Annotated in this window: 18 protein-coding genes, 1 rRNA gene and 2 pseudogenes; 15 read left to right on the forward strand and 6 right to left on the reverse strand. The window is 36.4% G+C overall.

Annotated elements, in window-relative coordinates; genetic code table 11:
* Window positions 1–3: 3 nt before the first annotated feature.
* The 3 genes and pseudogenes from HCD_RS07840 to tnpA all read right to left on the reverse strand — a co-directional run bounded on the left by HCD_RS07840 (window position 4) and on the right by tnpA (window position 4,881).
* Window positions 4–3,531 (reverse strand): outer membrane protein, encoded by a 3,528-nt coding sequence (locus tag HCD_RS07840; protein WP_014660029.1) that lies wholly within the window; start codon window positions 3,529–3,531, stop codon window positions 4–6.
* A 109-nt stretch (window positions 3,532–3,640) separates the two neighbouring features.
* Window positions 3,641–4,150: pseudogene (locus HCD_RS09020) on the reverse strand (outer membrane protein); the annotation flags it as partial.
* Window positions 4,151–4,464: 314 nt separating this feature from the next.
* Window positions 4,465–4,881: an IS200/IS605 family transposase gene (gene tnpA, locus HCD_RS07850; protein WP_014658764.1), complete on the reverse strand. Its 417-nt coding sequence runs from the start codon at window positions 4,879–4,881 to the stop codon at window positions 4,465–4,467.
* 36 nt (window positions 4,882–4,917) lie between these two features.
* On the opposite strand from tnpA, the gene HCD_RS07855 reads away from it, so the two are divergent.
* On the forward strand, window positions 4,918–6,240 hold the full coding sequence (locus tag HCD_RS07855) for an RNA-guided endonuclease InsQ/TnpB family protein (RefSeq protein ID WP_014658798.1): 1,323 nt from the start codon (window positions 4,918–4,920) through the stop codon (window positions 6,238–6,240).
* A 3-nt stretch (window positions 6,241–6,243) separates the two neighbouring features.
* Here HCD_RS07855 and murG read toward each other — a convergent pair whose 3' ends face one another.
* Window positions 6,244–7,353 carry an undecaprenyldiphospho-muramoylpentapeptide beta-N-acetylglucosaminyltransferase gene (gene murG, locus HCD_RS07860; protein ID WP_014660031.1) on the reverse strand — a complete coding sequence of 370 codons (1,110 nt, stop codon included), beginning with the start codon at window positions 7,351–7,353 and terminating at the stop codon, window positions 6,244–6,246.
* 12 nt (window positions 7,354–7,365) lie between these two features.
* Window positions 7,366–7,773: a flagellar assembly protein FliW gene (gene fliW, locus HCD_RS07865; protein ID WP_014660032.1), complete on the reverse strand. Its 408-nt coding sequence runs from the start codon at window positions 7,771–7,773 to the stop codon at window positions 7,366–7,368.
* A 125-nt stretch (window positions 7,774–7,898) separates the two neighbouring features.
* Between fliW and valS the strand changes: the two genes are divergently transcribed.
* The 14 genes and pseudogenes from valS (at window position 7,899) to HCD_RS09715 (ending at window position 22,265) form a co-directional block, all read left to right on the forward strand.
* The gene (gene valS / locus HCD_RS07870) at window positions 7,899–10,523 is read left to right on the forward strand and encodes a valine--tRNA ligase (protein WP_014660033.1); all 2,625 of its coding nucleotides are present in this window, start codon (window positions 7,899–7,901) and stop codon (window positions 10,521–10,523) included.
* Window positions 10,524–10,525: 2 nt separating this feature from the next.
* Window positions 10,526–11,869 (forward strand): signal recognition particle protein, encoded by a 1,344-nt coding sequence (ffh, locus tag HCD_RS07875; protein WP_014660034.1) that lies wholly within the window; start codon window positions 10,526–10,528, stop codon window positions 11,867–11,869.
* An 84-nt stretch (window positions 11,870–11,953) separates the two neighbouring features.
* Window positions 11,954–12,184, forward strand: a complete 231-nt coding sequence (gene rpsP, locus HCD_RS07880; protein ID WP_014660035.1) for a 30S ribosomal protein S16 — start codon at window positions 11,954–11,956, stop codon at window positions 12,182–12,184.
* A gap of 18 nt (window positions 12,185–12,202) precedes the next feature.
* Window positions 12,203–12,538, forward strand: a complete 336-nt coding sequence (locus HCD_RS07885; RefSeq protein ID WP_014660036.1) for a KH domain-containing protein — start codon at window positions 12,203–12,205, stop codon at window positions 12,536–12,538.
* A gap of 8 nt (window positions 12,539–12,546) precedes the next feature.
* Window positions 12,547–13,092, forward strand: coding sequence for a ribosome maturation factor RimM (gene rimM, locus HCD_RS07890; RefSeq protein ID WP_014660037.1), 546 nt, complete (start codon window positions 12,547–12,549; stop codon window positions 13,090–13,092).
* Window positions 13,092–13,781, forward strand: a complete 690-nt coding sequence (trmD, locus tag HCD_RS07895) for a tRNA (guanosine(37)-N1)-methyltransferase TrmD (protein ID WP_014660038.1) — start codon at window positions 13,092–13,094, stop codon at window positions 13,779–13,781. The genes rimM and trmD overlap by 1 nt, the downstream gene beginning before the upstream one ends.
* Before the next feature lie 30 nt (window positions 13,782–13,811).
* Window positions 13,812–14,168, forward strand: coding sequence for a 50S ribosomal protein L19 (gene rplS / locus HCD_RS07900; RefSeq protein ID WP_014660039.1), 357 nt, complete (start codon window positions 13,812–13,814; stop codon window positions 14,166–14,168).
* Window positions 14,169–14,571: 403 nt separating this feature from the next.
* Window positions 14,572–14,754 (forward strand): hypothetical protein, encoded by a 183-nt coding sequence (locus tag HCD_RS07905; RefSeq protein WP_014660040.1) that lies wholly within the window; start codon window positions 14,572–14,574, stop codon window positions 14,752–14,754.
* A 283-nt stretch (window positions 14,755–15,037) separates the two neighbouring features.
* A complete protein-coding gene (locus HCD_RS07910; RefSeq protein ID WP_014660041.1) occupies window positions 15,038–16,126 on the forward strand; it encodes a DMT family transporter in 1,089 nt (362 codons plus the stop codon).
* 153 nt (window positions 16,127–16,279) lie between these two features.
* Window positions 16,280–18,232 (forward strand): porin family protein, encoded by a 1,953-nt coding sequence (locus HCD_RS07915; protein ID WP_014660042.1) that lies wholly within the window; start codon window positions 16,280–16,282, stop codon window positions 18,230–18,232.
* Window positions 18,233–18,721: 489 nt separating this feature from the next.
* Window positions 18,722–20,224: ribosomal RNA gene (locus tag HCD_RS07920) — 16S ribosomal RNA — on the forward strand.
* A gap of 391 nt (window positions 20,225–20,615) precedes the next feature.
* The gene (locus HCD_RS07930) at window positions 20,616–20,903 is read left to right on the forward strand and encodes a hypothetical protein (RefSeq protein ID WP_014660043.1); all 288 of its coding nucleotides are present in this window, start codon (window positions 20,616–20,618) and stop codon (window positions 20,901–20,903) included.
* 50 nt (window positions 20,904–20,953) lie between these two features.
* Window positions 20,954–22,141, forward strand: a pseudogene (locus HCD_RS07935) (hypothetical protein).
* Window positions 22,131–22,265: a hypothetical protein gene (locus HCD_RS09715; RefSeq protein ID WP_265101291.1), complete on the forward strand. Its 135-nt coding sequence runs from the start codon at window positions 22,131–22,133 to the stop codon at window positions 22,263–22,265. The pseudogene HCD_RS07935 and the gene HCD_RS09715 overlap by 11 nt, the downstream one beginning before the upstream one ends.
* Here the strand turns inward: HCD_RS09715 and HCD_RS07940 are convergent.
* A complete protein-coding gene (locus tag HCD_RS07940) occupies window positions 22,249–23,925 on the reverse strand; it encodes a type IA DNA topoisomerase (protein ID WP_014660044.1) in 1,677 nt (558 codons plus the stop codon). The two genes, HCD_RS09715 and HCD_RS07940, sit on opposite strands and share 17 nt — an antisense overlap.
* Window positions 23,926–23,988: the final 63 nt, after the last annotated feature.

Raw genomic sequence — 23,988 nt, forward strand, 5'->3', positions numbered from 1 at the left:
TCCTTAAAACGCCGTAATATAATTGATATAAAAAGTATAAAGCCTTCTATAGTTCACATCAGCCCCAGCACTCTTTAAATACACTTGGTCAATAAAAGGCACTTTAATCCCAAATTCTACGCTCTTTTGACTTAAAATCCCTTGATTATGAAAATTCTTAGAAAAACGCTTAAACTCTGCAAAATTTGTCCGCACCCCAAAATTCAACGCCACTTGAAAATTCGCTAGATGAATGTTGTTAGCATCCCCCCAGTTATCAATGATCTGTTGTCTAAGAGAACTAAGCCATGTTGTGCCACCTAGTTGAATCCCAGTAAACAACCCAAAATTCAACGCCTTAGTATGATAAGTCCTTCTAAATAAGTTCCATAAAAAATCTGTGCCTAAACCATAAGCAAAGATATTGGCTTTCACGCTTTGATTTGCCACACCCATTTCACTATAGCCATAATCCACAAAGAGATAATGCCTAAGACCCAGATTTCTAGCCTTCCCAAAGAAGTATTTATAGCCCACACTCGCTCCCACACCATTACTCATACCATGTTGAGTGCTTTTACCCGCTACATACTGGCTTAAAATGGGGTTAGCCCCATAACTACTAGCTTGTGCGTAAGCGTTTTGAACCTGATTTCTTGCATTTACCATGGCTTCTAGTAATTTTTGCTGGACACTAAAAAACTTGTTATCCCCTAGAAGCTGGCGTAAGGTTTGAGAGAAAGACTGGATAGTGGTTGTGTTAGAAGTGATTTCTTGGAGTAAGGTTAAAATCACATTAGGGCTAATATCGTTTTGTAAGGCTTGAAACCCTTTAGAAATAGCTTGAGTGATAGTGTTAAAAGCTGTTTTAAGGTCTGTTTGATTACTAGCTTGATTTTGTATAAACCCAGCGGTTTTAATAAATTCTGTGAGTAAAACCACTAAATTATTGGTATCACTCACCCCACTTGTAGGGATAGCCCCTAAGAGATTGATAAGACCACCGGTGCAACCATTTTGTGAACCACCGCCACCGCCACCACCAGAACTGCTACCATTACTACACAAATTACTCAGTTGTCCGTTGCCACCCTTTAACGCTTCAAAGAATTGTTTTAAGCCGTTTTCAACGCCTTTGTTATTCCCAGAACTAGCGATAATGTCGGCTATTTTTTTAGCGTCATCGTAGATTTTTTGTAGGTTGTTGTTTTGGTTCTCTTGTTTTAGTTCTACAGCTTTTTTTTGTTGAGTGGTGTTTTTATTAGGGGTGTAGCAACTACTATGGCTACCACCCTCACTTTGAACCATGCTCGCTCCTTGAGTTCTAGTGCATGGGGTATAGCCATTGTTACTACCACCACTCCCACCTTTCTCGTCTTGATTACTACTAGGGGTATAATTCCCCAATTTCCCTTCGCTCGCATCTATCAACATTTGGTAGGCTGTGCCGATGTTACCGCTATTGTTTTGTTTGCCACTTTCTTGTTCGCCATTACTACCATTAAAACTTTTAAGTTGTGCGATAATCTGTTGTAATAACCCATTGCTAGTAAGCGTTATTTTTTGAACATTGTAGGTTATTTGGTTGTTATTCCCACTTGTGCTATTTCCTTTGCTTTCTTCTTTCTCTTTCGTTAAAGAATACCCCAAAGCCTGTTGTAACCCACTATAATAATTCTTAGGGTCTGACCATTGCTGGTGGCACCAATTGTTATTCTGTCCGCTACTAGTTCCATTCGCACATGAGCCATTAGTGGTTGTTACACTCAATTGCTGGCCTACTTGCTGTGTTTGTTGCGGACTTTGGTCAACCATAGCCTGAACTGAAGTAGGCACTTGCTGGTTAATGGTGTTAATCAATTGGTAAAAATTCGCTCTTAACTGAATGCATAAATCTTGATTAGTTCCACTACCACTGCCATTACATTGTGAATTTTGTTGCCCCCCTTGTTGCTGTTGCTGACTTTCACTACCTTTACCATTAGTGCCATTGATAAAATAAATCGCATTCGCCCATTTTTGAATATTGCTTTCTTGGTTTTTAAAAGCTTCAGAAATACTTTTTTGAAATTGATTCACATTCGCTAGAACATTATCTAACGCTCCTACTACCGTGTTAGCTTGGGGGGTTGTAGTGGTTGTAGTAGTGCCTTTGCTTGCGAGATTATTCACTTGAACCCCACTAGCCCCACTCACTCCATTACTGCCTACAGAACTCCCATTAGCAACCCCACTATTACCCCCTAAAGCTTGTAAAAGCTGTGTTTTAGCATTTTCGCTATTGACTCCCACTCTTGCTTGTAGCTGTAGTTTTTGTTCTTCGGGTGGATTACTACTGCCATTAGTAATACTAGAAGTGCTTAAAATCGTCTGCAATTGCCCATTCCCACTGATACTCAAACCCCCTGAAGAACTTTGACTGGTGTTTCCGTTACAATCTTGGGTTCCCCCTTCTTTTGGTGCGCATAATATCTTGGCATTTTTTGTCAAGTTTTCTTCAGATGTTTTTAAAGAGCTATAAACATCCCACACTTGAGACACCAGGTTGAAGGAGTTCACGCCGATTTGATGGCTTTTAGTGATTTTTGAAGCGGCGATTAAGGCGTTTGTGCTGGGGTTAGTGGTGTTATTTTGGAGTTGTTGCCCTTCTCCTATAGTGCCATTATTAGGCACTTTGCATGAGAACTGGCCTTGAGCGTCATTTCCGGTTTGGTTATTAGCAATAGTAGTGCAATCATATGCACTGATATTCTGCCCTTGAGCGTTGGTAACGGTGCCAATTTGGTTGTTATTGGAAGTGTTTTTGAGTAAGTCTTTGGGTTCATTGAACCCTGAACTACCATTCCAAGTAATACTCTTTAAAACTTTATTGTAGTTTGCTATCGTTTTTTTATACGCTTGGAAATTCAAAGCGTTGTGTAGGTTGTTGAGATTGTAAGTGGTAATATTGATAGCGTTATTGTCTAAAGTGTTTAAAGCGATGCTCTGAAGCCTTTGAGCGATAGTTTGGATTTGTTGTTGGTTAGCGGTTAGATTTTGGTTGTTTGGTGTTGCTTGCTTGCCTTCTTTAGTGGTGTTACTACCATAGGTTGCTAGGGGGTTTAAATCTTTGATGAATTGTTCTAAATATCCTATTTGACCTTGTGGTTGGCAGTTTTGTTGGTTGTTACCCTGATTAGTTTGGCTGCAACCATTACTACCACTTTGCTGGTTTTCACTCAAACTACCTGTTAAGGTGTTCATTAAAAGGGTGTCGTTGTAGTAAGCTGTGTTGTTAGAAGAAGTTTGGGTAAGCCCTAAGATAGAGTTTGGCATGGGGTTAAAAAGCCCAACAGGAGCTGAAGGGGGGTTTAATACCGTGTGCGTAGCCGTAGTGCCTGTTTTATAAACGCCTACCCCAAAAGTGTTTAAAGCTGCTTGTAAGGCTGTGGTGTTAGCTTCATTATTGCTCTTGTTGACTGCAGCGGTTAAATTAGTGAGTAAAGCTTGAACATAAGTGGTGGTGGTGGTCTTAGAAATATTGCCTTCAATTTGTTCTAGGAGTTTAGCCATAGATTGTGCGGTGTTTTGTAATTGGGCTTTGACTTCTTTGGTGTTATCGCTAGGGTTAAGGCTATTAACGGTGTTAGTGATATTAGAGCTTAAAACAATGCCTTCTTCAAATTGCTGAGCTAGGGTGGTAGGTGTATTGACCTGCGCCTGTTCCTACAACAGCTCCAGGAGGTAAATCTTTTATGCCGATAGGGGTTTGATTTTGTTGTCCGTCATTATTTGCAGGGTTTTTGGTGTAATAACCTGGTCCGCTAAAGCTTTGGTAACCACTAGTGCCATTAGGGGGTGTGTTATAAGTGAAACCAAATTGCTTTTCATTAGGGATTCCGCCTAGGATAATAGATTGCATTAAAGCTTGGAAGATGTTTTGGGTGATAGAGTTAGCTTCTTGGGTAGCACTACATTGATTTTGATTAGGGGGATTGCTACAATTTGTTTGACTACCACCATTCTTGTTATCAGTGGCTAATCCGTCTTTTAAGAGATGTTGTAAAACTTGGGGGCTAAAACTTGGACTACTTCCACTAGGGGTGCTAAAAGATTTATTGGTTAAGTCCTAGTTATACCAAAGCGTGGTCAAAGCGGTGGTAATATCATTGTTTAAAGCGTCCATAACACTTTTGAAAAGAGATGAGTTAGTAGGGAGAAGCGTTTTAAACACCCGCTGATATATAGTTATGTATATAGTTTATATTTCCCTAGTATTTTCTCTTGTTTTAAGCGTTTCATGATTTGCTTAGTGTTAGTGGACGGTTGCTTAATCATTGATTAAAGCGATAAGATTTAATTTTAGAATGAGTTGTTTACATAGGGGGCTTTAATTTTATCCCAACAAAGCGAAAAACTCCGTCCTTTAGGGCGGAGATGTAAGCGTCAATAGCCGTTAGGCTATTTTTTAGTGTCATTTAACCTAAAAACAAAAGGTTAGCAAATCTAATGTGGTGTTTCTTGCTCTTGGATATATTGCTTAATGATTTCTAAAGGAGCACCCCCACAGCTTCCAGCAAAATAACTAGGCGACCATAAATGATTGCCCCACAAAGTAGCTTTAACATTTTTAAAATTTTGTTGTCTAACCAAACGACTACTAACACCCTTTAAAGAATTAACTAACCTACTAACACTAACTTTTGGTGGATAATTGATAAGTAAATGCACATGGTCGCTTTCCCCATCAAATTCTACTAACTCGCTTTCAAAGTCTTTGCATACCTTAGCAAATACAGAACCTAAAAAGTCTATAACTTCTTTGTTGAATGCTTTACGCCTATATTTAGTTACAAATACTAAATGCACATGCATTAAAAAAACACAATGTCTGCCATGTCTAATATTATCAATTTGTTTCATAGACCAAGTTTAACTAAATTATGCTAAAATCTTTCTATGAAAGTAAATAAGGGCTTTAAATTTCGTTTGTATCCTACCAAAGAGCAACAGACCAAATTACAACACTCTTTTTTTGTCTATAACCAAGCCTATAACATTTGCTTAAATCTACAACAAGAGCAATACGAAAAAAACAAAGATTTACCCACTAAACAAAGAAAATGGCAAAAATCAAGCGAATTAGATAGTGCGATTAAGCACCATTTAAAAGCTAGGAATTTAAGTTTTAGTAGTGTAGTCGCTCAACAATCACGCATGAATGCAGAAAGAGCCTTAAGAGATGCCTTTAAAGTCAAAAATAGGGGCTTTCCTAAATTTAAAAACTCTAAATTTGCTAAACAAAGTTTTACTTGGAATAATCAAGGCTTTTCTATCAAAGACTTTAACGAACGCTTTAAGATGTTTAACTTAATGAAAATGCCCTTAAAAATGCGTATGCATAGAGACTTACCCCTTAATGCTAAGATTAAACAAATCGTAGTCTCTTGCTCTCATCAAAAATATTTTGTTAGTTTTAGCATAGAATACGAAAAAGAGCTTAACACTATTAAAGAGCCTAGAAATTGTGTCGGTGTGGACTTAAATATCTATGATATAGCTTTAAGCGTTGATTTAAAAGAATATGAAAAACTAACCGACCTAGAACAATACCAAAAAGACATGAAAGAACTAGGTTTAAAAGTAGATGAAAATATCAATCTAAAACGACTTATTCCTACTTATTCTAAACTACATTCTTTTAAAAAATACTCTAAAGAATTTAAAAGACTACAAAGAAAACAAAGCCGTAGGGTTTTAAAATCTAAACAAAATAAAATCAAACTAGGAGGTAATTTTTACAAAACTCAAAAAAAATTAAACAAAGCCTTTGATAAATCAAGCTATCAAAAACTAGACAGATACCATAAAATCACAAGCGAACTTTCAAAGCAATTTGAATTGATAGTAGTTGAAGACTTACAAATTAAGAACATGACCAAAAGAGCCAAACTCAAAAATGTTAAACAAAAGAGTGGGCTTAATAAGTCTATACTAAATACTTCATTCTATCAAATCATCTCTTTTTTAGACTACAAACAACAGCATAATGGCAAATTGTTAGTGAAAGCTCCCCCACAATATACGAGTAAAACTTGTCATAGTTGTGGGCAAATCAACCACGAGCTTAAATTAAATCATAGAGAATATCTGTGTCAAAATTGCGGATATATAGAGCATAGAGATATAAACGCCGCAAGTAATATTTTAAGCAAAGGGTTAAGTCTTCTTGGGTTAGGAAATAGCCTTGCAGACTTTAAAGAGCAAAGCCTTTCGTATTAGCATTCAGTAGGGTGCTTTAGTTAGGAAGCTCCTCGCTTTAGCGAGGGGTGTTTCACTGTTTAAAATATATTCAATAATGGTTTTAACGCCGTTTTTAGCGATTTTTTGTTGTAATTGCTCGCTAGTGTTAGCGATATTTTTATGGCCTTCTTCATCTAGCTGGTTGAGTCTCCTAATCACTTCAAAGAGTTTTTTGGGTAGTAGCTCATTTTGTGGCACGATGTAAGAGAGATTTTCTTTCTCAAATTCTAGGACATTGTGGTATTGATGATTATGGCTTGCGAAAGGATAGGGGATAAAAAGCGTGGGTAAGCCATTAGCACATAGCTCCCATACAGAACTAGCTCCTGCACGACTTACACACAAATCTGCTTTGTGCATGACTTCAACAATATTGGTGTGAAAGGCAAATAATTCCACTTTGTCTAGTAGCTCTAAATCTTGGTAGTAAGAACGCATTTTTTCATAAGAATCTTTTCCGCAAATATGCGTGATGTTAATCCCTTTTTTAGTGAGTTTCAGGGCGTTGAGTAGGGCAAATTCATTGATTGCTCTTGCTCCTTGTGAACCGCCTAAGAATAAAATATGCTTGATTTCTGTTCGTGTTCTAGCTAGGTCAAAAAAGGCGTTTTGCACCGGATAGGGGGTTAGGATATGGCTGCCCTTATCCTTGAATGAATAGCTTGAAAATATGGCTCTAGCTTTGGGGGAGAGATAGCGATTGAGTGTGCCTTTAATGGCATTTTGCTCATGGATATAGAGCGGGGTGTCATTGAGTAGGCTTGCAAAACTCGCAGGACCTGCACTGAAACCACCTACGCTAATGGTCTGGGTGATTTTGTGTTTTTTTAAAATTTTTCTGGCTTTTAAGGCGGCTCTAACCTGTAAAAATAAAGAGCCTAGTTTTTTAAAAAGGCTTTTATTCACAACGCCCTTGGTGTTAAAAAAATAGCATGCTTCAAATAGGGGGCTATTTTCAAACCATTCTCTGTCCTGCCCAGAGATTGAGCCTAAGTAGATGGTGCTTATGCCTTGATTTTTCAATTCTATAGCTAAGGCTTTAGCGATAGAGAGATGCCCGCCTGTGCCTCCCCCTGTAAGAGCGATTTTCATAGCTTTTAGCTCTTAAGCTCGTTCTCTTTCTTTCATAGCAAAGCTTTTTAAAGGGTCTCTAAAACCAAAATCTGGATAATCCATCATAGAAAGAGCTACTTGAGCTCCAAAGCCATTTTTAGGGTTAAAGACTAAGGGGGCTAAGAAATTCACCATAGAATCTTCTAAATTTTTTTGTAACACAACCACGCAATACACCTCTACTTTAGAATGAGAATCTAATTCTAGCAGTAATTCTATGTATTTGGGTATAGTAAAGCTATATTCTCGTAAATAATAGGGGTTAGCTAAGACCATATCTAGTGTGAGATGAGAATTGTTTTGACTAATCAGGCGGCTAAATAGGGGGTCAATTTTTTCTAAACGCACCTCGTTGATATGCTCAAATCCTAAGATAGGGGCTTTTAAAAAGTAATTCACTAGGCTATCCTTTATATTTAATGCTTATGTTGTTTGTTGTATAATTCAAAAAAATACGCAACTCATAAGGCGTAAAAGCAAAAGGCATTCCAAAAGTTAAAGAGTGCTAAAATTACAGGACAATGATGAAACAAGAAACAAATACCTATCAACCAAAAGAGATAGAAAAAGAGATTTATGAAATTTGCTCTCATAGGGGATATTTTGAAATCAATGGTAATAAAGAGATTCAAGAAAAAGACAAGCCTTTTTGCTTGATGATGCCCCCCCCTAATGTTACAGGTGTCTTACACATAGGGCATGCGCTCACCCTAAGCTTACAAGATATACTAACTCGCTATAAGCGTATGGATGGTTACAAAACTTTGTATCAGCCTGGGCTTGATCATGCAGGCATTGCCACTCAAAATGTCGTAGAAAAGCAACTTCTAGCAGAAGGCATTAAAAAAGAAGATTTAGGGCGTGAAAAGTTTATAGAAAAAGTTTGGGAGTGGAAAGAAAAAAGCGGGGGAGCGATTTTGGAGCAAATGAAGCACTTAGGCGTGAGTGCGGCGTTTTCTAGGACTCGTTTCACTATGGATAAAGGTTTACAAAGAGCGGTAAAAGTGGCGTTTTTGAAATGGTATGAAAAAGGTCTCATTACTCAAGATAATTACATGGTGAATTGGTGCACTAAAGATGGGGCGTTGAGTGATATTGAAGTGGAGTATGAAGAGCATAAGGGGGCTTTGTATAACATTAAATACTATTTAGAAAATCAAAAAGATTATTTAGTGGTGGCTACCACACGCCCTGAAACTCTATTTGGCGATAGTGCGGTTATGGTAAATCCAAATGATGAGAGATACAAGCATTTAGTAGGACAAAATGTAGTCTTGCCCTTAGTTAATCGCATTATTCCTATTATTGCTGATGAGCATGTGGAAATGGAGTTTGGCACAGGGTGTGTGAAAGTTACCCCAGGTCATGATTTTAACGATTATGAAGTTGGCAAACGCCATAATTTAGAACTAATCAAAATCTTTGATGAAAAGGGCATTTTAAATGCGTATTGTGGGGAGTTTGAAAATTTAGAGCGTTTAGAGGCTAGAGAAAGGATAGTAGAGAAATTAAAAGAATGCGAATTATTAGAAAAGATAGAAGAGTATAACCACCAAGTGGGGCATTGCTATCGTTGTCATAATGTGGTAGAGCCTTATGTGTCTAAGCAATGGTTTGTTAAACCAGAAATCGCTAAAAACTCTATTGAAAAAATTCAAAAAGGTTTAGCCAAATTCTACCCCCCTAATTGGATAAATAACTATAACGCTTGGATGAGAGAATTACGCCCATGGTGTATTAGTAGGCAGTTATTCTGGGGTCATCAAATACCGGTTTTTACTTGTGAGAATAACCATCAATTTGTGAGTGTGGATACTCCTTTAGTTTGTCCTACTTGTAAGAGTGAAAAACTAGAGCAAGATAAAGATGTGCTAGATACTTGGTTTAGCTCAGGGCTATGGGCGTTTTCTACTCTTGGGTGGGGTCAAGAAAAAAGCAATTTATTTAATGAAAATGACTTGAAAGATTTCTATCCTAATACAGCGCTTATCACAGGGTTTGACATACTCTTTTTTTGGGTGGCTAGAATGCTTTTTTGTAGCGAATCGCTTTTAGGCGAACTACCTTTCAAAGATATTTATTTGCACGCCCTTGTTAGAGATGAAAAGGGCGAAAAAATGAGTAAGTCTAAGGGTAATGTGATAGACCCCTTAGAGATGATAGAAAAATATGGCGCGGATAGCTTGCGTTTCACTTTAGCGAATCTGTGTGCGACCGGAAGAGACATTAAACTTTCTACTACGCATTTAGAAAATAACAAGAATTTTGCTAACAAGCTTTTTAATGCAGTGAGTTTCTTAAAGCTTAAAAAAGAGTCTTTTAAAGACAGAGAGTGCTTGAATGAATATGCTACGCCTTTAGGGCGTTATGCGAAATCTCGCTTAAATTTGGTTACAAAAGAAGTGCGTAACGCCTTAGATAATTATCGTTTTAATGACGCTACGACTTTGTTATACCGCTTTTTGTGGGGGGAATTTTGCGATTGGTTCATTGAATTTTCTAAGGTGGAAAATGAATCTATTGATGAATTAGGGAGCGTGTTAAAAGAGGGCTTAAAACTTTTACACCCTTTCATGCCTTTTATTAGCGAATTTTTATACCATAAGCTAAGTAATACCGAATTAGAAAATACTCGCTCTATTATGGTGTTGCCTTATCCTAAAGATTTAGAGCGAGATGAAAAATTAGAACATGAATTTGAAGTGATTAAAGATAGCATTGTGTCTTTAAGGCGTTTGAAAGTCATGCTAGAAGTGCCACCGATTGTTTTAAAAGAAGCGAGCGTGGAATTAAGAGAGAAGTTAGAAAACCTAAATCGTTTAGAAAACTACGCTCAAAAATTAGCCAAGTTAGAAAAGGTGAGCGTAGTAACTTCTAAGCCCTTAAAAAGTGTGAGTGATGTGGGGGAATTGTGTCAAACGCATGCGAATTTAGAAAACCTTGATGTAAGCCCTTTGATACTTCGCTTAAAAAAGCAACTAGAAAAATTAGAAAAAGAAAAGCTAAAGCTTAATTTACACAATGAAAATTTTGTGAAAAATGCCCCTAAAAATGTGCTAGAAAAAGCACAAGAAAATTTAAAAACGCTTTTAGAAAAAGAAAGTAAAATCAAGCAAGAATTAGATTTACTAGAACAAACGAAAGGATAGAAATGTTTCAAGCATTAAGTGATGGGTTTAAAAATGCGTTAAATAAAATCCGCTTTCAAGATGATGAAAAGGCACTTGATAGGGCGTTAGATGAATTGAAAAAAACGCTTTTAAGAAACGATGTGCATCATAAAGTCGCTAGAGAGCTATTAAAAAAGGTAGAATCTCAAACTAAGACTAATGGCATTGGCAAGCAACAATTTTTAGACGCTTTAGAAAAAAGCCTGTTAGAGATTTTAAGCACCAAAGGTAGTAGTGGCTTTACTTTTGCTAACACGCCCCCAACCGTTGTTTTAATGGCGGGCTTACAAGGAAGTGGTAAGACAACTACCAGCGCAAAACTTGCCCACTACCTAAAAACTAAGAATAAAAAAGTGCTTTTATGTGCGTGTGATTTGCAACGCTTAGCTGCTGTGGAGCAATTAAAGGTTTTGGGCGAACAGGTGGGCGTAGAAGTCTTTTATGAAGAGAATAAAAGTGTTCAAGAAATCGCACAAAACGCTTTAAAAAGAGCCAAAGAGGCGCAATTTGATGTGCTGATTGTGGATAGTGCGGGGCGTTTAGCCATTGATAAAGAGCTTATGAATGAGTTAAAAGAAGTTAAAGAAATCTTAAACCCCCATGAAGTATTGTATGTTGCAGACGCACTAAGCGGGCAAGATGGCGTGAAAAGTGCTAATACTTTTAATGAAGAAATTGGCGTTAGTGGGGTGGTTTTAAGCAAGTTTGATAGCGATTCTAAGGGGGGTATTGCACTAGGTGTTACTTATCAATTAGGCTTACCCTTACGCTTTATTGGAAGCGGAGAAAAAATCCCTGATTTAGATGTGTTTGTGCCTGAAAGAATTGTGGGGCGTTTAATGGGGGCTGGAGATATAGTCTCACTAGCTGAAAAAACCGCAAGCGTTCTAAACCCTAATGAAGCGAAAGATTTGAGTAAAAAGCTCAAAAAAGGGCAATTCACTTTCAATGACTTTTTAAATCAAATTGAAAAAGTTAAAAAATTAGGCTCTATGAGTTCATTAATCTCTATGATTCCGGGATTAGGAAATATGGCAAGCGCTTTAAAAGACACGGATTTAGAAAATTCCTTAGAAATTAAAAAAATCAAAGCTATGGTTAATTCTATGACTAAAAAAGAACAAGAAAATCCAGATATTTTAAATGGTAGTAGAAGAAAGAGAATCGCTCTAGGCTCTGGATTAGAAGTGTCTGAAATCAATCGCATTATCAAACGATTTGACCAAGCGAGCAAAATGGCAAAACGCCTAACGAATAAAAAAGGCATTAGCGACTTGATGAATTTAATGAGCCAAGCCAAAAATCAAATGCCCCCTATGCGTTAGGTTAAATTGAGCCTTTAAGGATATTTTAGGGGCTTTTGTTGTATAATCTTAAATTTAACACGAATATTTTAGGAGATTTTTATAATGACAGTCATTAGACTCACTCGCATTGGAAGAAAGAAAAAGCCTTTTTACAGAGTGGTAGTAACCGATTCTAGAAAACGAAGAGATGGGGGCTGGATTGAATCTATTGGGTATTACAATCCTTTAAGCGAGCCTAAGGATATTAAGATTGATATGGAGCGTTTGAATTATTGGAAAGGTGTTGGGGCTAAAATGAGTGAGAGAGTAGAAAAGCTTTCTCAAAAAGCCTAAGGTTTTTTAGAATAATAAATGCACGAATTGGATTCTCTCAAAACACCTTTTTCTCAAGCTGAATGCAAGGATTATTCGCATTGCGTGGCGACTTTTTTAGAAAAGTATTTGAAGAAGGTCGTGCGTTTCCCCCAAGTTTTGAGCGTAGAGCATACGCTTTTAGAAGATAAAGTCAAGCAAATCGCTATTTATACCCACCCCTTGGACATGGGGCATGTGATTGGTAAAGAAGGAAAGATGGTGAGTGCGATTAAAGCGTTTGTCTCGGGGGTCAAGGCCAAAGATGGATTTTCTTATAAAATTGTCGTTTTTGCGAGTAAGAACCCTTATGTTTTAGGCGAAGAAAACCTTTGAAGTTTTGAATGCTCTTAGTCGGTAAAATTGGTAAAAGCGTGGGACTTAAGGGGGGATTGAAACTCCACTTAGAAAGTGATTTTCCTGAGTGCTTGAAAAAGGGTGTTAAGGTTAGTGTCGCTTCCTTGAATGCCTTGTCTCACGCTTCTTCTTTTAAGGATTATATTATCCATTCTTATGAACATGCTAAAAACTTGTTATTCTTAGAAAATATAGAAACGCCTGAAATGGCTAGAGAGCTTACTAACTTGGGGCTTTTTATGAGTAAAACAGAGAGCAAGAAGCTCTGTATTTTGAAAGAAAATGAGTTTTTTTATTGTGATTTAGTGGGTGCTGAAATCATTGAAGAAGAAGAGATTTTGGGTAAAGTAGCAGAAATCCAAAGAATCGCTCAAATTGATTATTTTATTGTAGAAACAACACCCAACTTGGTTAAAAAGGGCTTAGCTAAAACCTTTTTAATCCCCTATAACGACAGATACATTCAAAAGGTGCTTGTGAAAGAGAAGCAAATTCTAAGTTGTAACGCTAAAATGCTTTTAAAGGCTAGTTAGTGAAATTTAGTGTTTTCACGCTTTTTCCACAGCTGGTGTTACCCTATTTTCAAGGCTCTATTTTAAAAAGAGCATTAGAAAAAAATCTATTTGAATTAGAAGTATTAAATCTAAGAGATTTTAGTACTAATAAACATAAAAAAGTTGATTACACGCTTATTGGTGGGGGTGCAGGGCAAATTTTAGACCCTGAAATGATAGAAAACGCACTTAATTCTATCAAAACCCCCAAGCACACGATTTTTTTAAACGCTGTAGGAAAGCCTTTTAAACAAATTGACGCTTTTCGTTTAGCTAAAAAAGAGCATGTGGTTTTGGTGTGTGGGCGTTATGAAGGCTTTGATGAACGCTCTATTGAGCTTATGGCTGATGAAGTTTTTTCTCTAGGAGATTTTATTCTAACAGGCGGAGAACTTGGAGCGTTATGTTTGATAGATAGTATTACACGCCAAATTCAAGGGGTTTTAGGAAACGCTCATTCTTTAGAAAATGAGAGTTTTGAGAATGATTTTTTAGAAGCTCCTAATTTTGCTAATGCGGCTTTCAAATCAAAAGAAATCAATAAAATCCCTGCGCCTTCAGAATATTCTAAAGGAAATCATGCTAGAATAACGCAATTGAAGTTTGATTTGTCAAAATTAAGGACGAAGTTCCACCGCCTAGATTTATTCAATCGGCACAAATCGTAGCACTAAATTTTTTGAAAATAAGGATATTTAATGAAAAATCGCTATATTCAGCAATTTGAGGACGCTCAGTTAAAGGGCAAGACAATGCCACAATTCAAAGCGGGCGATACTTTAAGACTTGGTATCACCATTAAAGAAGGTGAGAAAACTAGAACGCAATATTTTGAAGGGGTGTGTATTGCTATTAGGGGTAATGGCGTGGATAGGACTTTTTGTGTGCGTAAAATGGGGGCTAACAATATCGGCGTGGAGAAAATTTTCCCTTTTTACAGTGAGAGTTTGGCGAGTGTTGAGGTGTTACGCATTGGTAGAGTGCGTCGTGCGAAGCTTTATTACTTGCGTGATAGAAGGGGTAAAGCGGCTAGAATTAAGGAAGTGCGTAAGTAGTTCTTGGTTCTACAAAAATATTTTTAGTAGTAATATATAGGGTTTTTGGTTAGGGTTTTTATTATTACTTTTTGGTCGCTTTTTTTGTTTCTGAAGTTCTAGTTCTTTGATTTCTAGGACTTGGTCTTGCTTTCGTTTTACTCTAATGGCATAAAGTATTTTTCTTAATTTGCTGTTTTTTTTGGGATTTTGTAACTATTTTACCTTTCTTTCTGTTATTTTTTTACTATAATTATATTGTTGTTTATTTCTGTATAAAAATGTTCCTATGAGATTTAGGCGACGAATTATTTTATAGCCTGATAACTAAAGGGATTTGGTAATGGTTATGAAAATGAATTTGTATTTTTAAATAGGGTTTTATTGAACAACATTGATTACAATTTTATTTAAAAGGAAGTTTATGAAAATTGTGTTTAGCATTGCCGGTTTGGTTGTAGCATTTTTATTAGGGTTTGAAGTGAGAAAATACCAAGTCCATAATGAAATGGTTTCAAACAACTTGAGAGAACAAAATAAAAACATTGAACAACTTTTGACAAATATTGACCGCTTGGAGCGTGTGCTAGTTGCTTATAAGCATTGATTATAACTGATACTTATTTTTTTTATCTTTCAAGGTTTTTATGAGCCTTGAATATCTTTAATAACTATTCTTAATCATTTTTCTATTATTTTAAATTTCATTATTTGAATAAACCTGTTTATATTTGATTAAAATTTTAAGAAATTTTAAATTTAAAACGCTAGTTTGATTGAATTTAAAATCACGCAAATATTAAGATATTTTTGTAAATTCATAAGATTTTTAATCATTGATTAATGATTGTTGTTGGATAATGGATAATCCTAATTATAAAGGAGATTTTATGAATAATGTTACAAATACACGCATAAGCCCAATGACTTATGTGATTTTTCTTTTAGGTATTTTATTTTTATCTTTCACAGCCCCTTGGCAAAAGATGTCTAATTTTGACCCCGCCACAGGAGCGTTTTTGCGTTGCTTGGGTGGGGCGTTATGTTTGTTGCCCTTTGCTTTTATAGAGGCAAAAAGTAAGGGTTGGTTGAATAAGAAAGGCGTTTGGCTTTCTATTTTAGCGGGACTTGTTTTAGGGATTGACTTTACTGCATGGAATTATTCTATCTTTTTTGTAGGCTCTGGAATTGCTTCTATTTTGTTAAATATCCAAGTGATTATTTTGCCTGCATTGGCGTTTATGATAGATAAAGAGCGTATTCCTTTAAGCTATTATATTTTGGCTCCTATCATGTTGGCAGGGGTGATTTTAGCAGGCGGAGCTTTAGAGCATGGCATAGTAGATCCTAATGGACCTCAAGAAGTCTTTGGTATGAGTATTATGGCGGTAGGCACGATTTGTGGTTTGACTTCAGGTTGTTGTTATGGGGTGTATTTGTTTGCTAGTAGAAGAGCTGGAAGAATCAATCAAGGTCAAATTGTCCAGCCCATTATGATTGCATCTTTTGCACAGCTTGTAGCTCCTTTAATTTGGGCGTATGTCATTACCGGAAATGGTTTTGATATAGCAACCGGCGTTATGGTAGAGACTGCTCAAAGCTTGGATATTGGCGAAATGATAAGAGGTTTAAGAGAAATGCGCTTGCCTAAAGATGAAATTGAGCAATTAACTAGCATTACACATGCCGTTACTGCGGGCGACCCCATTAATGGCGTGAGTTGGTTTTGGATGTTTATAGAGTGTGTTCTAGGTCAAGCATGTGCATGGACTTTTGCTCAATATGGTAGTGTGAAATTGAATCCGACTTTAGGGGCGGGATTACTCATTTTAAGCCCTGTAGCTACTGTGGCAATTATTGCTCCATTCTTGTTTGGCGAGACCTTATCTGCCTTACAAATCTTTGGTGTGGTTGTGGCACTCCTAGCTGTAGCCTATCAAAATGGTTTGTTAAAGGCCATTTTTTCCAGCAAACGCTAGATAAGTTTTAAAGAGTGTTGAAGCACTCTTTAAAAAAGGCTTATTCTTGACTCGTATTTCCTAACTAAATTTTTGTTACTTTGTTATTTTAAAGTTAATTAAAGAGTTTTTAATTAAAATAAATTACTGCAAATAAAATAAGGAATTTAGGTATTGAAAGCGATAAGTAAAAAAGCGGTGTTTGTGTTAGCAAGTTTTTTAAGCGAATGTGAAGCCCATTCTAAAAGTGGATTTTTTGTAGAAGGGGGTTTTGAAACAGGGCTTATGGAAAGCAAGCAAGAGATTATTGCGATAGCCCCAAAAAACCTTGCTGCATTAAGTTTGCCAAACGCTCTGTATTCTCAAATGCTTTCTAAAAAAGCCTATTTTTCTAACTCCACGCTCAAAAACGATACCACGCCCATATTTACAGAACAAAGCTTAAAGACACTTGAGAGTGAGTTTAGCACAACTAATGGGCTTAAAGTTTCTTTGGACAGCAAGAATGACACGCTTAATATTAAAAATTTCATGCCCTATAATTTACACAACCTTGATTTAGTATGGACTAAAGACAACGGACAAAAGGTCGTTATAGGCGGTCTAGAAACTTTAGACGCCCAAAGTCAAGTGCGATTAAGTGCAAAAAGTTTAGAAATGCTTAAGGGGGTGAATGACCCTAAGTTAAGTTTAGAAAGCTCAAAGTTTTCAGATAGCAACACTCAAAGGGTTTTACAGAGTTTATCAGAAATTGATGTGAATATTACAGGGCGTTTTGATATTGCAAGCGAGTATCTAAAAAAGACCTTAAACCCTAAAGAAATGAGCGTTCAGCAAGCTAAGGATTATGTCAATGCTATCTATGATTTGGCGTATGTGTTAAGCTCTAAAGACTGGGCTGATTTGGTATTGAATTATCCGGGCGATTTTACCGACAGCGACCCTTCTCATTCAGTAAGAGAAGCTAACAAAATTCCTATTATTTCTAAAGAGTTTTTAATTAAGGAATACAGAGAGCCAACAACTATCTTTCTTTATATCCTATCGCAAATGAATGGTGCTTTTGCGGGATTAACCATGAATTGTCAAATTATGGGCGAAAATACGCCTAAAGAGTGTCATTCTGTAGGGCTTTTAGACAAGGTAATTGACCCTAATAAGGACCCTTTTTTCAAAGATTTAAATATTAATAATCAAGATTCGCGCACAAACTTTCAAACCTTAGTGCATGAATTTGGGCATGTAAAAGGCTATAGCCATATGGGGAACATGACATGTCCTGATGGGAGTTGGAAGGGTATTTTTTGCTACCAATCTACTTTGCAGCCTAGCCCTAGTGATAACCGACAATGGTTTGACTATAAAGGCAAACGCATTTACAGGGGCATGGTGGGGGTTACCCAACAAGCATGGGCTGATTTAGGCAAGCAAAATAAACTGCCTGTGAACTATAACGATATAGGGAAAAATTTTGCACCTAGTGAGAGTATTAACCAAGCGTTTATGAATAGTTTTAATAACGCTATTTCGCATGTAATTTCTAGTGGCTCTACCAACTTTAATGACCCTAGCCATGCTAGTAAATCTAATCGTATAAACCATGCCAATAACTTAACTAGTTCTGCTAATTCAAATTCAAGCGTTTCTAAGAATTATCGCTCAGCTATGATGGGTTTTAATGTTAAGGTGGGCTATCAGCAATACTTCAACCAATTTTTAGGCTTATCTTATTATGGAATTGTCAAATACAATTTTTCTAAAATCAATGACACGATTAGAAAAGTTTCACAAGTAAGTTTAGGGGTAGGGGCGGATTTGTTGATAGATTTTTTCAACACCTACTCTAAAAATACTTTCACAAGTTCTTTGGGAGTTTTTATGGGTTTGAGAGCTTTATATAATGGCTATAGTGTGCTAAATTTCTTTAAAAGTAGTGGGAATTTAGATTTTGTGGGTGGATTTTCTTACCGCTATAAGCATTCTAAATACTCTGTAGGGGTTTCTCTACCTTTGATTCAACACAACATGAAATTTGCTTTTGAAAATGCCAATTCTCAGAATTTCATCGTGCTAAAAGAAGGCTCAAGCCATTTTGGTATGTTTTTCAATTATGGCTGGGTGTTTTAAAAAAACATTTTTTGTGGAATTTTCTAGACTTTAAGCAACCCTTAAGCTTTGTATAGCTATACTTTCACTTCCTTGTTTCAGCAAGAGCTTTTAAAAAAGTCTTTTAACACAAGGATAGCTTATTAAAGCAAACGATCTTTGAAAACTAAGCAAAATTTAAGAAGTTCTTTTTAAAAAGGAATATTCTAAAATTTTAGATTGGTCAGTTTTGAAATTTAAAGTTAGAAAAGAATATTTTATATCTTATCTAAGATATAAGACTAGATGTTTTTAGCTTTATCGCAGATTTTAAAATGACCTTTCTAAGTTGAAAAATATTTTACTTGGGTTAGCATTTTGTTAAACCTTTAATTTTAAAAAGTTTCTTTCTTTTTTGTATTGTTGTAATACTTAAGAACACAACCCGTTTTATTTATAAAACGAGTTCTTGTGATACGCCAAAGTTATTATAAATAGTAACAGACAGAAAGAGCTTTAGGACAAACACTTTTTATGGAGAGTTTGATCCTGGCTCAGAGTGAACGCTGGCGGCGTGCCTAATACATGCAAGTCGAACGATGAAGCTTCTAGCTTGCTAGAAGTGGATTAGTGGCGCACGGGTGAGTAACGCATAGGTTATGTGCCTCTTAGTTTGGGATAGCCATTGGAAACGATGATTAATACCAGATACTCCCTACGGGGGAAAGATTTATCGCTAAGAGATCAGCCTATGTCCTATCAGCTTGTTGGTAAGGTAATGGCTTACCAAGGCTATGACGGGTATCCGGCCTGAGAGGGTGAACGGACACACTGGAACTGAGACACGGTCCAGACTCCTACGGGAGGCAGCAGTAGGGAATATTGCTCAATGGGCGCAAGCCTGAAGCAGCAACGCCGCGTGGAGGATGAAGGTTTTAGGATTGTAAACTCCTTTTGTTAGAGAAGATAATGACGGTATCTAACGAATAAGCACCGGCTAACTCCGTGCCAGCAGCCGCGGTAATACGGAGGGTGCAAGCGTTACTCGGAATCACTGGGCGTAAAGAGCGCGTAGGCGGGATAGTAAGTCAGATGTGAAATCCTATGGCTTAACCATAGAACTGCATTTGAAACTGCTATTCTAGAGTGTGGGAGAGGTAGGTGGAATTCTTGGTGTAGGGGTAAAATCCGTAGAGATCAAGAGGAATACTCATTGCGAAGGCGACCTGCTGGAACATAACTGACGCTGATTGCGCGAAAGCGTGGGGAGCAAACAGGATTAGATACCCTGGTAGTCCACGCCCTAAACGATGGATGCTAGTTGTTGGGGAGCTTAGTCTCTCCAGTAATGCAGCTAACGCATTAAGCATCCCGCCTGGGGAGTACGGTCGCAAGATTAAAACTCAAAGGAATAGACGGGGACCCGCACAAGCGGTGGAGCATGTGGTTTAATTCGAAGATACACGAAGAACCTTACCTAGGCTTGACATTGAAGGAATCTGCTAGAAATAGTGGAGTGTCTAGCTTGCTAGACCTTGAAAACAGGTGCTGCACGGCTGTCGTCAGCTCGTGTCGTGAGATGTTGGGTTAAGTCCCGCAACGAGCGCAACCCCCTTTCTTAGTTGCTAACAGGTTATGCTGAGAACTCTAAGGATACTGCCTCCGTAAGGAGGAGGAAGGTGGGGACGACGTCAAGTCATCATGGCCCTTACGCCTAGGGCTACACACGTGCTACAATGGGGTGTACAAAGAGAAGCAATACTGCGAAGTGGAGCAAATCTCAAAAACATCTCTCAGTTCGGATTGCAGGCTGCAACTCGCCTGCATGAAGCTGGAATCGCTAGTAATCGTGAATCAGCCATGTCACGGTGAATACGTTCCCGGGTCTTGTACTCACCGCCCGTCACACCATGGGAGTTGTGTTTGCCTTAAGTCAGGATGCTAAACTAGCTACTGCCCACGGCACACACAGCGACTGGGGTGAAGTCGTAACAAGGTAACCGTAGGTGAACCTGCGGTTGGATCACCTCCTTTCTAGAGAAGAGCTTTTAATATTCGCTTATTAAAAGCCATTAGAGTATTACCTAAAAGAAGAACTTCTTTTTGCTTAGTTTTGAAAGATTATCTCTACTCATCTCATCTTTTCATTTTGCTTATAACCTATGATTATTTGGTATTTGTCGGTTTATCGGTAAAATATTTTGGTTGCTTGTATCAGTTCATTCTTGGCAATAAGAATCAATTTTTAAGCTTTCTTAAATGGGATAGTCAAGATACTTTTCTTGATTGTTGCTTTTGGGATTTAGTGTTAATTCATTTAGTCATGGATTATTGCTATAGAAAATAGCAAAATTTGCATAATTTAATACTAAATAACGCTTAATCGTGTTATGATATTACTAATAGCTTAATTTAAAGGATAATTATGGAATTTAAAAATACCAAAAAAGGAAATAGTATGGACAACGAAACTTTAAGCGAACTGGATAGTCGTTTTGAAGAAGCCCATAAAACTAACAAGGAAGACAAAAAGAAGGCTTATACCCTTTGGATTTCAGAACAGGTCATGAATGACCTTGAAGAACACTTAAAAGAATTTGGAGCATTCAAAGAGAGTAAAAGCATGTTTATTCAAAATGCTATTGTGTTTTATCTAGAACATAAGAAAAAAGAAATGAAGCAAATGCTTTTGGATAAGGCAAGTAGGTTGTAAAAAAGGATAGGGTATAATGAAAAGCAATTTTAATTTTAAGGAGTGCAAAAATGAGAGAGAGTAAATTACGCTTTTTAAAATTTAGGGCGTTAAGTTTAGCGTGTTTGGTGGGACTTCTTGTAAGTGGGTGTGCATTTGTAGACAAGAAAATTTTAAATGACCACTTAATGAAAGCTAAAAATAGCGTTAAATATGATTGCAAGAAAGAAATGTGGTCTTTTCCTGAAAAATATAATGGCGTAGAACAATGTTTAAAAGCTCAAGAAATTTGGATTGAACCTATTGTTACTAAAAAAACCAATATATATAAGTGTGATGATTTTGCCAATGATGAATTAAGGGCTAAGTGTTATCAAAGAAACAATGAGTATTTAAACACTCATTTAACGCCAATTATTCAAGGAGAGACTGGTAAATTTCATTGTTTTGATTTTCATAACCCTAAGTTAAAGGAACAATGTGGTGCAAAACGAAATGCCTATCAAAAACAACAATACCAGCAAAAAAGACTCATCAATCATGCACAATTAGAAGCACTTGAAAGAGAATATACACAATTAAAGCAATATATTATCCCTTACTTCACGAAAGAGTGCATTAAAAATTTGCAAAATTTACCTAACAAAGAAAGGTTATGCCAAAAAGAAGTGTATGAGAAATTTAATGACCCTTTTTCTAGCTCCAAAGAACTAAGTGTAAAATCAAACATTGCTACTTGTATTAGAAATGACAATTCAAAACTAGAAAAAGCTGGTCTTATGAATGGCGTTTATATTAACCCCTATAAAAAATCTACAAATTGCCAAAAAGCGTTTTTAGATAATAAAAGCTTAAAAGAAATCGCAATAAGTATGAACCCCCACTTAGAACAATAAAGTCCTTTTATTGATGCAGAAAAAATGGCTAACCAATCTGTAGAGTTGTTAAAAAAGAATAAAGAAGCCTTAATCAATTTTGCTACAGATATTTGTATAGAACACAACGAACACGAGAAAGAAAAGTATATTAGCCTTAAAGATAGTTGCAAAGAAGCACAAATTAAAGCCCATAACGGAGAAAAGTTTGATAAGTTTATACAAGACTACAAAAAAGAATTTAAAGCCTGTCTTTTAGATACTTCTACTACTAAAGAATAAATGGAGCAAAATTTCAACCAATGCCAAAAAGAACAATTAAGGGACGAGAATAAATCTTTAGACTTTAGCTTAAAAGAATTGATTAAAAAATATGCTAAGTAAAGTTGTGTGGCGTTATAAAGTAGAATGGATTTTAAAAATCCATTCCGTAAGTCTCATTAGAAATTTTAAATTCATTTGTAATTTCATTAAAATTTTGAGTGGTATTTTTAAGCTCCATCTTTAACGATATAGTCTAAGCTTTCTTCTAGTTCTTTGGTGAAGCTATCATCTACTTTTGAAATAGTTACCCATCGTGTTTGAATATCATTTTCAAAAAAACTTATGATACTTTTACCAAGAGCTGTGGGCGTGATTTTTCTGTTCTTGCCTTCTAGGGCAATGTAGCCTTTACTTGTTAGGGTCTCAAAAATACTAGCATAAGTGCTAGGTCTCCCTATGCCATAGGTTTCCATCATGGTAATAAAGGTGCTTTCTGTATAAGGGCTTGGGGCTTTGGCTTTAATCTCTTTGATACAAAAATTCACAATAGGCATTTGGGTTTTTAATTGTAGGCTTGAAAAATCAATACCGCTTTGTATTTCTTCTTCATCGTTTTTTTCTTCTTCTAAGTCTTTAATTTCTTTAAAGCCTTTAAATTTGAGTTTGCTAAAACTACCTTTAAAGTTATGCGTTTTTATCTTAAGGTTTAAAGTCGTGTTCTCATAGATAGCGTTTTTACTTTGCGAGCAAATCGTATTAAAAAAGATAAGCGTATAAACTTTTAAGGCATCAATATCTGTGATTTGATGTTCTAAGCAGACTTGCTTTAGGTCTTCATATCTATGGGGGTGTGTAATGCGGATAGCTTCGTGGGCTTCCGCTTGTGAGTTTTTACCAGCCTTGTATTCTCTGTATTCATACACACTAGGATAAACGCTCTCAAAAAACTCTTTATGCTCCTGTAAATATTCTTTGCTTAAGGCTTCACTATCAGTGCGAATATAAGTGATTAACCCAGCTTCAAAGAGTTTTTGAGCGTAATCTTGGATTTGTTTTACTCCCATTCCTAAAACTCTAGCCCCATCTTTTAAAAGCTTAGAAGTAGTGAAAGGTTTGGGCGGAGCTTTTTCTTTGTCAATTTGTTCCATTGTGTCTAAAAAAGCTAAGGGATTGAGATTGTCTTTTAAATCATTTAAAAAGTTTTGAGCTTGTTCTTTGGTGTCAAACACTTTCTTTTTATTTTCTTCTATTAGAGCAATAGGGATTTGAGAGCCTAATAAATCAACAATAGCTTCTATGCTATAACTTAATTTTTCATCAACGCTTTTTTGCTCAAAAGCTTTTATTTTTCTGTCTAGCTCTACTAGAATAGAAAGAGCAGGGGTTTGCACTCTACCAGCACTTACTTCAAAATTTTTAATACCTTTGCGTAAATAAGGCGTTAAAGTAAAACCTATGAATTGGTCGTTTACAATCCTACCCAACCAACTATAATAAAGATTGAGATTGCTTTGAGAGAATAACACAGCGTTATTCAAGCCTTTTTCTACACCGCTTTTTGTAATCTCAAAAAACTCCACACGATAGATTGTTTTAGCTAGATTTTTAATTTTTTCATAAAACTTATAGCCTATGCCATACCCTTCTCTATCAGGGTCTGTGGCGATATAGACTATTCTTTCCTTACATTGATTTATCATATGGTTAATATGAACGGATTTATCCTTTTTCTTATCAGGGCTTTTTTTGATTTCAAAAACTGGGTTAAACCCTTTATTCACTTCAATATTAACCAACTCTACAAAATGCCCCCCTGTCGCAAAAACAAATGAACTTCCTATTAATTCTTTGAGTTTGTAGATTTTATTAGGGCTTTCTATGATAAATACGCAGTTGCTATACATGTAAATTTTCCTTTTTTTCTTGCAAGTATCTTTCTTTATAATTTGAATATTTTTTTTTCAAAG

This window comes from Helicobacter cetorum MIT 99-5656 (assembly GCF_000259275.1).
Lineage (GTDB): Bacteria > Campylobacterota > Campylobacteria > Campylobacterales > Helicobacteraceae > Helicobacter > Helicobacter cetorum.